This is a genomic window from Filimonas lacunae (assembly GCF_002355595.1).
GTDB lineage: Bacteria > Bacteroidota > Bacteroidia > Chitinophagales > Chitinophagaceae > Filimonas > Filimonas lacunae.
The window spans coordinates 6,342,585-6,358,246 of sequence record NZ_AP017422.1 but is presented as its reverse complement, the minus strand read 5'-3'; the positions used below and the strand labels follow the sequence as shown (position 1 = coordinate 6,358,246).

Below are 15,662 nucleotides of genomic sequence, written 5' to 3'. Positions count from 1 at the left end.
AGGTGAAATTGAGTAGTTCTACTCAATTGTTTTTGTGTTTTATGCTTACAGATAGCAAAAAGGCGAAAACTACCTTTACCCGAAGCAAACCCGGGCTGTCAGGCTCCGGGTTTTACCACCCAAATACTAACTATAATGAGGAAAAAATCCACTCTGATTTTTTTTAAAACTGCATTCCTGCTTTTGGTAGTGCTATCCGGAAGTTTTTCAACTGCCTGGTCGCAGGTTGATTATTCCATTGGCAATACCACTAATGGTAGCAACTATGCCCAGCCCAACTTTATAGGGTTTGCTTTACAATCGCCCTGTCCTTTGCAAGACTATAGAGAGTCGTCCAGGGCACAATACCTGTACCTGGCATCCGAATTACAGGCTGCTGGCATGCTACCTGGTGAAATACAAGCCATTAAGTTCACTGTATCTGCTACCAATGGAGCAGATGTTATTGAAAACCTGGTATTTAAAATCGGTGGTACCAGTGTCACTGCCCTCAGCAATACTTCCTGGGAAACCATCAGCAATGCGGTGAGCACCAGTGCGCAGGATTACTTTGCTACTGATGGTGTAAATACGTTCACGCTGCCTGTTCCTTTTATCTGGAATGGTACAGATAACATTATTATAGAAATGTGTAATGGTTCCGCTGATGCGGCCACTTCCGTTACCAACTCTGTTAACAACTCCGTAACCTGGAGTATGATGTCATTCAACTGTTCGCATAACTATGCTGCCAACGACCTGGCGGCAGGTTCGGCCTGTGGCACCAACGCCACTACCGAATCGGGGTATAGCCAAATGTTGCGTCCTAATATTATTTTTAACTGGTATCCTACTGCTGTGTGTGATGGCAGCTTTGGCGAAGGCACTGTAGTGTCTTCTGCTACTTCTGTTTGCGGAACCGGAACAGTAAACCTGTCGTGGAGTGGAACACTGGCTAAAGGAATGACCTACCAGTGGCAGAAATCGCCTGATAATAATACCGCCAACTTCACTGATATCAGTGGGGCTACTTCGTTTACCTATACTACGGGGCAAAACGCTTCTACTTATTACCGGTTAAAAATTACCTGTGGCAATGGCGGCGCAGTAAAATACACCCCTGGCATACAAATTACCAGTCCGGCCCAAGTAAACGGCACGTTCACTATTAATAACAGTGTTACGGCTTCCGATCCGGTGGCGGGTGTGTTCAAGTCGTTTAACGATGCGTATAATTATATTAAATGCGGCATCAATGGGCCCATTGTATTCAATGTAGTAAACACCGGCACAACCTATACCGAACAACTGAAGTTGTACGAGGTGGTAGGCGCCAGCGCCACCAACACTATTACCTTTAATGGTAATGGAGCCACCATTGCTTATACCTCTACCAACACCAACGAGCGTGCGGTAATTAAGTTAAACGGTGCAGATTATTTTATATTCGATAATCTGAAGGTAACAGCAACGGGCACTACCTCCAGCCAATATGGCTTCGGCTTTCACCTGTTGAATGACGCAGATTACAACGTGGTTAAAAATTGTACCATTTCTATGAGTACTACTACCACTTCTGAAAACTATGCAGGTATCGTGGTTAACTCAGCAGATGACGCGGTTAACTCTTACGACCCCAGCTATTGCGATTATAATACGTTCGATCATAACACCATTATTGGTGGTACTTATGGGGTGGGGCTATTCAGTGCAGAGTCTTCCGCCATACAGCATAACACTATCTCCAACAATACCTTTAAAAACTTTTATCAATATGGTATCTATTTCTCTTACAATTATTTCCTTACTATAGAAGGGAACGATTTCAGCAGGCCCGACCGAACGGCTAGTACCACACAAACGTATGGTATCTATGGTTTCTATATCAGCTCGTTTGTAAAGGTGAATAAAAACCGTTTCCATACTTTCTTTGCCGCACAACCTGATAACACAGGCGACTTTATTGGTATTCGCTTTCACAGTGTAGATGGCGAGGTGGGAAATGAAAACATTGTTTCCAACAACCTTATCTACGATATTGTAAGCCGTGGCAAGCTGTTTGGTATTTACAGCTCGTATTCTGATGCAGCATTCTATTTCTATAACACTATTTCGTTTGATGATGTTGCCAGCACTGCTACTTTGCCTACCTATGGTTTTTACCAGGAAGGGCAGTCGGGCGATCTCGTTTACAAAAACAATATTGTAAGCATTACCAGAACGGGTGCGGGTAAAAAATACGCGATGTATTTTGCTACCCCCGAAACCATTGTATTTACTACCGATTATAACAACCTGCATGTGGCTTCACATCCCACTTGTTTCACAGGCTATATCAATAATGCAGAGGTGAAAACACTGGCCGACTGGAAAATTGCTTCGGCACAGGATGCACATTCTACAGACGGCGAACCCGGATTTACAGATATAGCTGGCGGTAATTTTCAGCCAACCAGTGTATTGCTGATGGATAAAGGCACGCCTGTATCTATTACTACAGATGTGTTGGGTGCCACCAGAAGCACTACCAAGCCAGATATCGGTTCTTATGAATATAACCTGCCTGGTTGTACCACCGGTTTTTCGGCAGGTACTGCCTACGCCACTTCGGGTAATACTTCCTGCTCTAACAAACAGGTTACTTTAAACCTGAAAAATTATGATTTAGGTGCAGGGTTAACCTTTACCTGGGAAAGCTCACCCAATGGCACCAACCAGTGGACTGCCGTTAGTGGCGACCTGGAATACCCGGCTTATACTTTTGTAACCGGCACACAAACTTTATATTACCGTTGTGCGGTAAGTTGTAACGGCGGTACGCCGGTGCGTTCAACAGTAGCGCAAATTACTATTGGCGCTTCTTTCCCTGCCGGTACGTACACTATCGATAAAACACAGCCTACCGATCCGGCTGGCAGCAAAAACTTTGCTTCGTTTAAAGAAGCGGTGGCTGCTATCAGTTGTGGCATTGCAGGTCCGATTGTGTTTGATGTAAAAGCAGGCACCTATGCCGAGCAGATACGCATAGCCGAAATACCAGGCGCTTCTGCTACCAACACGGTTACTTTTAAATCAGTAGATAACAATCCGGCTACAGCTACCCTGCAATATACTTCTACCAAAGTAGCAGAAAACTATGTAGTAAGGCTGGACAGCGCACGCTTTATCAACTTTAAAGCGTTAACAGTTGCCAGCACGGATTATACTTACGGCGTAGTGTTTGATATTGTAAATACAGCAGGCAACGACAGCATTCTCAACTGCGTAATTAATGCACCGGTTGCTTTAACTAAAGCAGAAACCTGTTCCGGCATTTATGCTGCTACCGGTTTTGTGGGGGGTAACCTGGTTATCAAAGGCAACACCATTAAAAACGGTGCTAAAGGTGTGTTTGTCAATGGCGCTACTACTACTGATAATTCCACGTATGCCACCGTTACTTACAGCAGCAATAATATTATTGAAAGCAACACTTTTACCGGCACATACGATCAGGCGGTGTATGTGGCCAATACATCCAGGTTACGCGTGTTCAATAACACTATCACTATTAACTCTGCCAACGTAAATACCAACTATGGCTCTGGTACCGCAGGTATATTTGTTACTAACAGCGATACTGCGTTGGTGGTTACCGGCAACAACATCACTATCAGCAATAACAAAGGATATGTATATGGTATTGCGCTCACCTATAACAACAATACCGCTGCCGAAAGAGGTAAGGTATTGAACAATAAAGTGGTGGCGGTAGAAGGGCAAACCATGCGCATTTATGGTTTAACCAGCGACCATAACAGCAATATGGATGTTATGAACAACACTGTATCTGTTGCATCTACTGTTTCTGGTTCGTCTAACGGAAGCAATACTGTTGCGTTACAAACATTAAGCTCACTCAATATTAATTATTACAACAACACGTTTATTAACTCCTCTACCAAAACCGGAGTGTATAATGTGGCCTGTTATGTCGATCATCAGTATGGTTCGGAAGGGGGTAATGTAAACATGAAGAACAACGTGTTTGCGAACATTGGCGGTGGCCCAGCCCTGCACTACCTGTACAATCCTTACCAGATTAAGAGCGATTACAACCTGATATATAGTACAGGTGCGGTACTGATTAAGCAAAGCCCTTCTTCTACCGATAAAAACTATGCAAACCTGGCAGCGTGGATTGCCGATTATGCAGTAGATATGCATTCTATTGTATACGAGCCAGGTATTGTAAGCAATAAAGATGTTCAGCCCGATGTAACCAACGAAAAATCGTGGGCTATGCAGGGGCGTGGTGTACAAATTGCCGGCAACAATGTGGATATTAACGGTAATGCCCGTTCTACAACCTTGCTGGATGGTGTGCCCGATTTAGGTGCGTATGAGTTTTTACCAACCGTAGCGCCACCTGCATTAACGGCTACCCCGGCTACACCTGCTGCCGGCACCACCCAAGTCTTTAACATGGGGTCCGATACGGTAATGAAAATTACCTGGGGTGCCTCTGTGCCTACTGCGGTTACTATGAAACGTTACTCCGGTGTGTTGCCTGATGGCTTGGCGGCTACTGAAAAGTCTATGTATTATTATGTAGATGCAGATGTTACCGGTGCGGGTACTTACCAGTATAATGTACAGCAATATTATATAGATCCCTGGTTGCGTAATGTAACACCCGAAAGCGTGGCGAAAGTGGGTAAAACGGATGCTACCGGTAAATGGGTAGTGAACGCTAACAGTAAAATAGATTCCTTACTGAATATTTTGTCGGATGTAAACCAGGATTTCCTGGATAAATTTACCGGCTTAACGGATGGCAAAGCTCCGGAAAAACCTGTAGTGATTACTACGCCAGACAGCACTACTGCGGGTACCCGTTTCTGGATACCTTATCCCAACACCCAAAGTTTCTGGTATGGCAACGGTCAGGTGCTGAAGCTGTACCTGGGCGCACAAAAGGCTACTACAGCTACCGTTACCATCAACGGTACCTCTTATAGTAAAACCTATACTATCCCTGCCGGTGGTGTAACGCTTACCAGCGAAATACCGAAGTCGGGCGAGTGGGATGCCAGGATATTAACCGAAGGTTTATCCAACAGGGCTATATTGGTAGAAAGTGCTGATCCTATTACCGTGAATGTAGATATACCTGCACAGGTAAGTTCTAATATTTTACCAACGGGTACCTACAGCAAAGAATACACTGCTTTAGGATATAACCAGATTTCCAGTTACAATTCAGGCATTGCTACCTCTTTTGTGGAAGTAGTGGCCGATAATGATAATACCGTGGTGCAGATTACGCCATCTGCTGCTACTGCTGGCGGACGTGTAGCGGGTGTACCATTCCAGGTTACCTTAAACAGAGGTGAAATTTACCAGGTGCAGGGGGCGTTTAAAACCTATCATGCCGATCAGTACAGTTATGAATGTTACGATTTAACTGGTACCAGGGTGGTGTCGGTACCTAACAGCAAAGGCGATTGTTTCCCTATAGCGGTGTTCTCGGGCAGCTCCAGTTCCAGTGTGCGTTGTGCAGATTACGAAACCGGTAGTGAATTGCCGCTGTATCAGCAGAATATGCCGGCAACTGCCTGGGGCAAACATTTCCTGTATGCACCAATGAACACATCGTTGGTGATAGGCGAAACCATGTATCATATTTACCGCATACAGGTAAAAGATCCTGCTACGGTGGTAAAAAGAAATGGTACGGTGTTGACTGGTTTGCAGAACAACAATTATTACCAGTTTCTTAGCAATGAAGCGGAAGCTATTGATGCCGATAAGCCGGTAATGGTGGCGCAGATACAAACCTGGTTGCTGGATTGTATGAATGATATTTCTATGGAGTCAGGCTCAAGAGAATCCTTGTTATACCTCACTCCATTAGGCAATGGTGTAAACAAGTCTACCTTGTTCCGCAAGTATGGCACAGGCCGTTATGGCTGGACGGGCCCACTGCCTGCTTATAACTACATTACGGTAGTATTGCCTAACGAAGGATTAACCTCGCTAAAAATTGATGGCAGCAACACGTTTGACAATGTAATTACGCATCCGGCTAATGCAGCTTATTCTGTTGTAACCAAAAGATGGGCTTCAAAAGATACCATCAGTCAAATTACCTGCGATACGTTGTTTACCGGAACGGCCTATATGCCAGGTTCTCCTACCAGCGCTTATAGTTATAATGTAGGCTACCAGGTGCCGAGGGTGAAATTGAAGAACGATGCTATTGTTAATCAATATAACACCTCCGACACAGCTAATGCATATGCCTGCGTAGGCACAGGCTTTAAACCGGTTATTGCATTGCCGGTAGCGGCCAGCGCTCTTGTGTGGAAGTTAAGCAGCGTAAGTGGGGTTACACCAGCTACGGATATTACAGTGAAAAATCCGGTAGCGATAGATACAGTAGAGATGGACTTTAAAGATTACTATGTATACCAGCTGAATCAGAATGTAGAGTTTAGCAGTGTAGGTACATATAGCATTCCTGTTACTGCTGCTTATGTAGAAGCTACAGGCTCATGTGAGCGCACAGTAGATGGGGCAGTACATGTGAAGGTAGTGGCTTCTCCGGTAGCCGACTTTGCTATCACTTACTCTGGTTGTGTGAATACCAATGCACAGTACAACGGTTCGGTAACCTCAGCAGAAAATGCTACGGCCTACAGCTGGACATGGAAGCTGGGCGATACTACTACCGCTTATACACAACAGGTAACTAAAATGTATACCAAGGGTGGCACTTACAATGTAGTGTTGCAGGTAGTTACCGCCGATGGTTGTGCTGCCGATACTACCAAAAAGATAATGGTGAACGCGGCGCCAATGGCTGATGTCATCAGTGATAGCGTGGGCACCTGTCCTGGAAGTAATGCCACTTTCCAAATTAAAGACCCGGTAACCAATGTAACGTATAACTGGTATAACACCAATGCCGGTGGCGCTGCTATCAGCACGGGAACCGATTATACAGCTACCAATGTTACGGTTAAACAATACTACTATATAGGCACTACGCTTAATGGCTGTAACTCCGATACCATGAAGCGTGTGGTAGCTTACATCATCCCTGCAGTTGCCGCCACAGTGGTGGAAGCTGATTCGGTTGGGGTGTATACAGTACGCTTTGCATGGCAGGCTGTAACGAATGCTACAGGATATGAGGTGTCTACTGATAATGGTCTCAGCTGGATTACCCCTTCGTCCGGAGCAACAGGTTTAACACATACTATTTCAGGGTTGAAACCATTGCAAACAGTAACACTGATAGTGCGTGCGCTGGGTGGCTGCGAAATAAAAGAATCCAACACGGCTACTGCTACCACACTGTCCGATAAAGTGTTTATCCCTAACAGCTTTACACCTAACGGAGATGGTAAAAACGATGTGCTGAAAGTGTATTCACAAAACATCAAAACCCTCAGGTTTATGGTATTTAACCAGTGGGGTGAAAAGGTGTTTGAAACCAGCGATGTGAGTATAGGATGGAATGGCGCTTACAATGGTAAGCCACAACCATCCGGTGTGTATATGTATGTAAGCCGGATGGAATTAACTACCGGTGAAGTGGTAGAGAAAAAAGGAACTATTAACCTGGTTAGATAAGGAGCGTGATTTATGATGGTGAGATGGATAAAACATATTATTACGGTTTGCACCCTACTTGGTACGATGAACGCAGCCGCCCAAAGCATTTCCAATAAAGGAAAGGAGTTTTGGGCCGGCTTCGGCCATCATGTGGATATGGAACCTGCTATTCCATTAACGGTGCCGGAAATGATATTGTATTTTAGTGCAGAGGAAAACGCTACCGTAACAGTAACTGTAGAGGGTACAGCTTACAAAAAAGTATATTCCATACCTGCGGGGGGCGTTATTGCCAGTGATTTAATGCCCCGTGGGTTAACAGGTAATCCTTCTTCCGATGTAGATACCCGTTTGTATTCTAAAGATGTTACCTATGGTGGCACTAATTCACAAGGTATTTTTACTAAAAAAGGCATACACATTACCAGTGATGTGCCCATTGTTGCCTATGCACATATTTATGAAGGTAGTTCTTCGGCAGCTACCATGTTGCTACCGGTAGAAGCCTGGGGCTATTCCTACACGGCGCTTACGGCCACACAAACGGCCTGGAAATTTACGAACGACCGTTTTTCGTGGATGTACATTGTGGCTTCTCAAAACGATACCAAAGTAAGGATCACCCCTTCTGTTAAACTGCGCAACGGCTCACCGGCCAATGTGCCCATAGATGTTACTTTACAAAAAGGAGATATATACCAGTTAATGGGCGGCTTTGCCGATTCGCTGCACATATTCGATCTCAACGGTACTACTGTATTATCCCTTGCTAACAGTTCGGGCACGTGTGTGCCTGCCGGTGTTTTTCTGGGCAGCAGTGGTTGCCATTTACAATGTGGTTCTTTTCCGGGCAACTGGCCTACCGAAGAAAACCTGATGCAGCAGGCATTTCCCGAGCATGCCTGGGGTAAAAGATATTTAACCGTGCCTACCAGCATTGACACGGCTCCCAAACAACATAACCCTAACCTGTTCCGGATAATGGTAAAAGACAGGAACACGGTGGTAAAAAGAAATGGTGTAACCCTTACGGGTATCACCACCCAGGGGTATTACGATTTCTGGAGCAGCACGGCCGATTATGTAGAAGCCAACCAGCCGGTGCAGGTGTTGCAGATGATGCCCTCGCAAGGATGTTGCGGTTACCAGGGTTCCGGCGATCCGGAAATGACTTATATCAGCCCCATTGAACAAGGTATTACCCGTGCAGGTTTTTACCGTAATGACAAAGTGTATATCGATTGGAACTTTCTGGCCCTTACCATTCCCACCAAGGGGCTGGAAACCTTAACTATAGATGGGACCCGGAATTTTACGCATACTTACCCGCATCCCAACCTGGCGGGTTATTCGGTAGTGGTGCACCGATGGCGTACTACTGCGCCGCCCCGCGCTCCTTCGCAATCTGTTGTAAAAAGCGATTCGGCTTTTACAGCGGTTACCTATGGCATAGGACAGGCCGAAAGCTATGCGTATAATGCAGGTACCTATGTCAACAACCTGAATGGTATTGCCTTTATTAAAAACGAATATAACACAGGCGACACTGCCAGTGTATTTACCTGTGCCAACACGCCGGTGCACTTATCGGTGCTGATGCGTTACAAGCCTGATAAGCTTACCTGGAAAATGAGCCAGCTGGCAGGCAAGGTAACGCCTGCTACCGACGTGGTAATAACAGCGCCCGTGGTAAAAGAAGAGGTGGTGGTAAAAGGGGTAACCTATTACCGGTACGAGTTGCCGGGGGCTTATACGTTTACGGTTGCCGGCACTTATATTGTTCCTTTATACAGCACACAGGCTACCGTGCCTAATTGTGATAACACAGAAAAGATACAGTACGAAATAGTGGTGAAGCCTGCTGTACAGGCCGCCTTTAGCATCGTGTATGATAACTGTAAGGCGTCAGAACTGATCACGTTTACTGGTGATACGCTTTTCAATAACGGGGGCAGGGTACAAAACTGGATCTGGAAGTTTACCGGTAATGCCGTAAATATCAATGCTACCGGCCAGCAGGTGCAGCAGTTGTTTAACGCAGGCGATTACCAGGCCCGTATGATAGGGGTGGATAGTAATGGCTGTAGTGTAGATACGGTAAAAGGCTTTCGCTTATCTACCAGGCCGCCTACACCTGCCTTCTCGGCGGTAGACGGCACCAACTGCGAAGGTGCTCTGGTGCGCTTTACGGAAAATGTGCAGGATGCCGGCGCTAAAAGCTGGTACTGGCAAATAGATGGCAAAGACACCTTGCTTACTGCCAATGGTTATAGGGTAGATAAAGTAACCGGTGGGTACGATACAATTACGGTAAAACACGTAGTAAAATACAGTGCTACCTGTGAAAGCGATACTGCTACAGGCCAGGTGATTATATATGCCAAACCTGCGGTAACGTTTACCACGCCATCGGGTTGTGTGCCCGGTGATGGCATGGTATATTTCACGGCAGCTTCTACGGTTGCCGATGGGCAGGGCGCTTCTGCTTATTACTGGAGTTTTGACGATACGCTGGCTACAGCGGCCAACCCCAATACGTCTTTATTACAAAGCCCTTCGCATAAATATGCATCGGGTGGTTCGTATAATGTAGAGCTGAAAGTAACCAGCCAGCAGGGATGTGTGAGCGATACAGTGGTGGCCTTGCAATTGTACCTGTACCCGGTAGTGGCCTACGATGCTTCTTCGGTAAATGTTTGCCAGGGGCCTACCCCGGTTTCTATTGCCACAGGCACGGTTACCAATAATGTTGCCGGAACAGGCTACTATAAAGGTATTGATATCAGTGCTCCCGGTATGCTTACGCCACTCACACAAGGCACTATCCGTGCATGGTTTATCTATACTACCACAGCAGGTTGTACAGATTCAGCTTATTCCGATATAGTGGTAAAGCCTTCCCCCCAGGCAATATTTGATGTTACCCCCCAGATATGTAAGGGAGATCAGGCATCTATTACAGATGCTTCCACCGTTTCGGCCGGCAGAATCAGAACCTGGAAATGGAGTTTTGGAGAAGGTTCTACTGCGCAATACACTACTAATGATCCGTTCGATTGGACTTATAATATCCCTGGCAGCTATACTATAAAGCTGGTAGTGGTAGCAGCCAGTGGTTGCACCGATTCGGTAACACATATCGTTGAAGTAGGGGCTAAGCCAACGCCCGGATTTACATTGCCAGCTGCTGTGTGTTTGCCAGGGGGCGAAGCGGTGTTTGCCAATACCACCAGCGTAGCAGCAGGCGCTGCTGTAAACTACGCCTGGTATTTTGGCGATGGTGCTACCGCCACAGATGTTACCGGCAGGCACGTGTATGCTGCTGCGGGTAGCTATACGGTAAAGCTGGTTGCTACTTCGGCAGGTATTTGTAAAGACAGTATCCAAAAAACAGTGGCCTCTTTTTATAATAAACCGGTAGCCAGTTTTACCATCAATCCTGTAAATATTTGCCAGAGCGAAACCGTACAATGGACCAATGCTACTACAGTTGCTGGCAGCACTATTCAAGCGTATGCCTGGGACTTTGGCGATGGGGGTAAAGACTCTGTTCGTATACCGGCTAAAAAATACACAAAAACAGGATTGTTTACTATTACGCTCAATGCCACCAGTAAAGAAGGCTGTGTAAGCGACCCGTTGCAAAAACAGGTACAGGTGTTTCTGCAACCGGTTATTGATGCCGGGCCCGATATAGCGGCACAGGAACAAACCACGGTGCAGCTGCAGGCTACTGCTAATTCCAATGGGCTACAATTTGCCTGGACGCCGGCAGCTATGGTAAGCAATGCTACTATACTAAGGCCATCGGTATACCTGACAGATGATGTGGTGCTTACCTTAACTGCTACAGGTGATAATAACTGTACGGCCAGCGACCAGGTGAAAATACTGGTACAACGTCCGCTGGTAATACCCAATATATTCACCCCTAACGGGGACGGCATCAACGATACCTGGATCGTGAAAAATCTCGATCTGTATCCACATGCTTCTTTACAAATATTCAGCAGGTACGGACAAAAAGTGTTTGAAGCCAGCGGTTTAATAAAGCCGTGGGATGGCTTCAGCAATGGAGCGCCGGTACAAGCAGGTGTGTATTATTATGTTATTCGTTTACATAATGGCGACGGTCCGTTAAGCGGCTCGGTAACCATTATCCGGTAAAGTATAAAAGGGGTGTAAAAGAAAAGTGATAAAAGTTGCTGTAACAGCAATATGGTTAACCTGGGCTGCCGGTGTGTTTACGGCAGCTGCACAAGACCTTTCCAATAAGGGAAAAGAGTTTTGGGTAGGGTATGGTCATCATCAGCAGATGGAAACGGGGGGTAACAATTCACAGAACATGGAATTGTATTTCAGTGCCGATGAAAAGCCGGCGCACGTAACGGTTACGGTGTATGGCACTACGTATAAAGAAGAATATGATGTGCCTGCACATAGTGTGGTAACCAGTAAAATAATACCTAAAGGATTACCGGAATATATGTTTGACTGCCGTTTATATAGCAGGCCCGTAAGTTATGGGGGAACAGGTTCGGAAGGCGTGTTCACCAGCAAGGGCATACATATTGAAAGTACCGAGCCTGTGGTGGCCTATGCCAGCATATACAGTAGCTCGGGTACTGCCACGGCCATGTTGCTGCCGGTAGCCACGTGGGGGTATAGCTATGTAACATCGGGTGCCAGGCAGGTGTATAGCTCCGGCTCGGGAAACGATTGTTATTCATGGGTATACGTAATAGCCAAAGAAGATAAAACCCGCATACGCATAGTGCCTGCGGCTGCCACACGCAATGGCAAAGAACAGGGCATGAGCTATGATGTGGATTTGCAAAAGGGAGAAGTTTTTCAGTTATTGGGTGCGGCTACCACAGTCAAAGAAGGTAATGATTTAACGGGCACCGTTGTTACTTCGGTTGCTAATAAGGAAGGCCATTGTTTTCCGGTGGCTGTGTTTTCGGGTAGCAGTAACACCGAAATCGCCTGCCTGAGTGCTGGTTCGGCTTCGGGTGATAATATGATACAGCAGGTGTTTCCGCATTATGCCTGGGGCACAAGATACCTCACGGCTCCTACCAGTGTGGATGATAATGCTGCTGTAAAAAATGCCAATGTGTTCAGGATCATTGTAAAAGACCCGGCCACCATTGTAAAGAAAAATGGTATGCGGCTATATGGCTTAAACGGTTCTTATTATGAGTATCAAAGTAGCGAAGCGGATTATATAGAAGCAGATGCACCGGTGATGGTGGCGCAATATATTCCTTCACAAGGCACCTGCGATTATGTGGGAAAAGGTGATCCGGAAATGATCTATCTCAGTCCTATAGATCAGGCGGTGAAGAACATCAGTTTCCTGAGCAGCAATAAGGGTAGTGTAGAAACAGATTATCTCACGCTGATTATCCCGGACAGTGGCCTGGCATCGTTAAAAATTAACGGAGCATTGCGTGCTTACACCACCACTTATGCACATCCACGTTTGGCGGGCTATACCGTGGTGGTAAGAAAATGGCGGGCAGTTAACGGGCAATATACAGTAGAAAGTGATGCTGCTTTTACGGCTATCACTTATGGATTGGGTAATTACGATTCGTATGGATTCAATGCCGGCACCAACATCCGCAATGTAAGCGGCATGCCTGTTATTAAAAACAGCAGCAGTGTGCAAGCGGCAGATGCCTATACCTGCGTGCAAACGCCGGTGCAATTAGGCGTGTACCTGCGTTATCAGCCACAGAAAATACAATGGCTGCTGAGGCAGCTGGCGGGGATGGTAACGCCGGCACAGGATGTTACAGATAACGCGCCGGTAGCTTCCGGTACTATGGTGTTGAATGGTGTTACCTACTACAAATACGTGTTGCCGCAAACCTATACATTCACTACAGCAGGCATGCTATCCATTCCCGTTTTGGCTACGCATCCGAGTGTAGAAACCTGTAATAATACCGAGCAGATCGCTTATGCCGTAGAAGTAAGAAACGCGTTGAAGGCCGGTTTTACCATTGCTTATGTCAACTGTGAGCAGTTACAGGAGGTGTCTTTTACAGCAGACTCTTTGTTTACAGATAGCACCGTAGTCGCCCGCTGGAACTGGAACATAGCGGGGCAGGAAAATATACAGGCAACAGGCCGCCAGCTACAACAGCAATTGCAGTCGGGCACTTACCAGGTACAACTCACTGCGGTGTCAGATGCGGGATGCCGTGCAGATACCCTACAGGAAATAGTGTTAACAGGAAAGCCGGCGAAGCCGGTATTTGCCATACAGGCAGCTACTCCCTGTCCGGAAACAGAGGTAGATTTTACCATTACTTCCGTGCAACAGGATATAGTGCAATGGGACTGGACTTTCTCAGATGGCGCTACTGAGCAGGTGCCAGCCCCGGTAAAGCAATTTACTTACGCTGGTAAATACACTATTCAGTTAACGGTTACCAATGCGCAGGCTTGTAGTGCGGTTTCAGATATGCAGGAGCTTATGGTGTATCCCTTTCCTGTAATGGATGCAGGTACCTCACAAATAGTACCGGAAGGCGCCTGGATTCGGATGAATGCTACCGCGGCCGATTCTGCCGCTATGCAATTCAGGTGGACGCCGGCAGCCGGGCTGTCTGATGCACGTTTATTAACACCTTTCCTGCAGGTAAAGGGCGATCAGTTGTATACGCTTACTGTTACCGATGCGCATGGTTGTGCGGCTTCCGATTCGGTACGTATTACTATGTTAAAAGCCGTTAATGTGCCCGGGGCTTTTTCGCCTAATGGCGATGGCATTAACGATGTGTGGGATATTCCCAACCTGGCCTATTATGCCGGAGCTACGGTAGATGTGTATAACCGCTATGGGCAGGCTGTGTATCATTCCAGTGGTTACAGCACAGCCTGGGATGGCACTATGGGCGGTAAGCCGCTGATGGCCGGTGTGTATTATTATATTATTCAATTAAAAAACGGGTATAGCCAGTTGCAGGGATCGGTGTGTATACTGCGCTAGCCACCATTTATATATTTAAATATTGATCACCAAAAACTAACTAATACAGCATGAACATGAAACGCATACTAACAAAAACCTCGTTGGCGCTGCTCACCTGCGTTGGGTCTATGAATGCTTTGCAGGCACAGGACCCGCATTACACGCAATACTACATTTATCCTTCGTGGTTAAATCCTGCTCTTACAGGTGTTTTTGACGGCGATGTTCGTGTGTCGGGCATTTACCGCAGCCAGTGGGGTAATGTATCGGCCCCTTATAAAACCCCCGGTATATCGGCCGATTTCAATACAGCCAAACATGCTGCTTTTGGTGTAAGCGCCTTACAGCAAAAAGCGGGTGATGGCGGCTATAGCTACACCACTGCTTATGGAAGCTTTGCCTATTCGGGTGTTCGGTTTGGGAAAGAAGGCTATCATCACCTGAACCTGGGACTGCAGGCGGGGTTAATTCAAAAGAAATTTGATCCTACCAAGGCCAGCTTTGGTAGCCAGTATAATCCTGTTACCGGCGATTTTGATCCGGGCATGGCAGGCGAAACGTTTTCACGTACTTCTTCGGCCAGCTTTGATGCCGGTGCGGGTGTGCTGTATTTTGACGGAACGCCTGGTAAAAAAATGAACCTGTTTGCCGGCTTTTCGGTTTCACATCTCACGCGTCCTGCCGATAAGTTTATGGCAGATGGCGAAAACGCCAAACTGGCCATGCGGTATACTTTTCACGCAGGTATGCGTATTATGCTCAATGAGCGGTTAAGCCTTACCCCTAACGTATTGTATATGCGGCAGGCAGGCGCGCAGGAAAAAATGATCGGGGCCTATATGCAATGCAGGGCTATTGAAACCACCGATGTAATGGTAGGCGCTAACTATCGTTTAGGAGATGCACTGTCGCCTTTTGTGGGCTTTAATTACAGAGATTGGGTGTTGGGCGCCAGCTACGATATCAATACCTCCGACCTGGGTAAAATAGCCAGGGGCTCCAGCAGCTTTGAGGTATCGTTGTCTACTGTTATACGCCGTAAAGTAAAAACAGAAGAGGTTGAATTTATTTGTCCACGTCTTTAATTGCTTACCCC

Annotated in this window: 4 protein-coding genes; all 4 read left to right on the top strand. The window is 46.5% G+C overall.

The genetic code is table 11. The features are described from left to right. Window positions 1-135: 135 nt before the first annotated feature. The 4 genes from FLA_RS24905 to FLA_RS24890 all read left to right on the top strand — a co-directional run bounded on the left by FLA_RS24905 (window position 136) and on the right by FLA_RS24890 (window position 15,651). Window positions 136-7,599, top strand: a complete 7,464-nt coding sequence (locus FLA_RS24905) for a T9SS type B sorting domain-containing protein (protein ID WP_076375435.1) — start codon at window positions 136-138, stop codon at window positions 7,597-7,599. A 66-nt stretch (window positions 7,600-7,665) separates the two neighbouring features. Then, a complete protein-coding gene (locus tag FLA_RS24900; RefSeq protein ID WP_159445054.1) occupies window positions 7,666-11,748 on the top strand; it encodes a PKD domain-containing protein in 4,083 nt (1,360 codons plus the stop codon). A 25-nt stretch (window positions 11,749-11,773) separates the two neighbouring features. Then, on the top strand, window positions 11,774-14,584 hold the full coding sequence (locus tag FLA_RS24895; RefSeq protein WP_076375431.1) for a T9SS type B sorting domain-containing protein: 2,811 nt from the start codon (window positions 11,774-11,776) through the stop codon (window positions 14,582-14,584). Between the two features lie 56 nt (window positions 14,585-14,640). After that, a complete protein-coding gene (locus tag FLA_RS24890) occupies window positions 14,641-15,651 on the top strand; it encodes a PorP/SprF family type IX secretion system membrane protein (protein WP_076377302.1) in 1,011 nt (336 codons plus the stop codon). Window positions 15,652-15,662 lie beyond the last annotated feature (11 nt).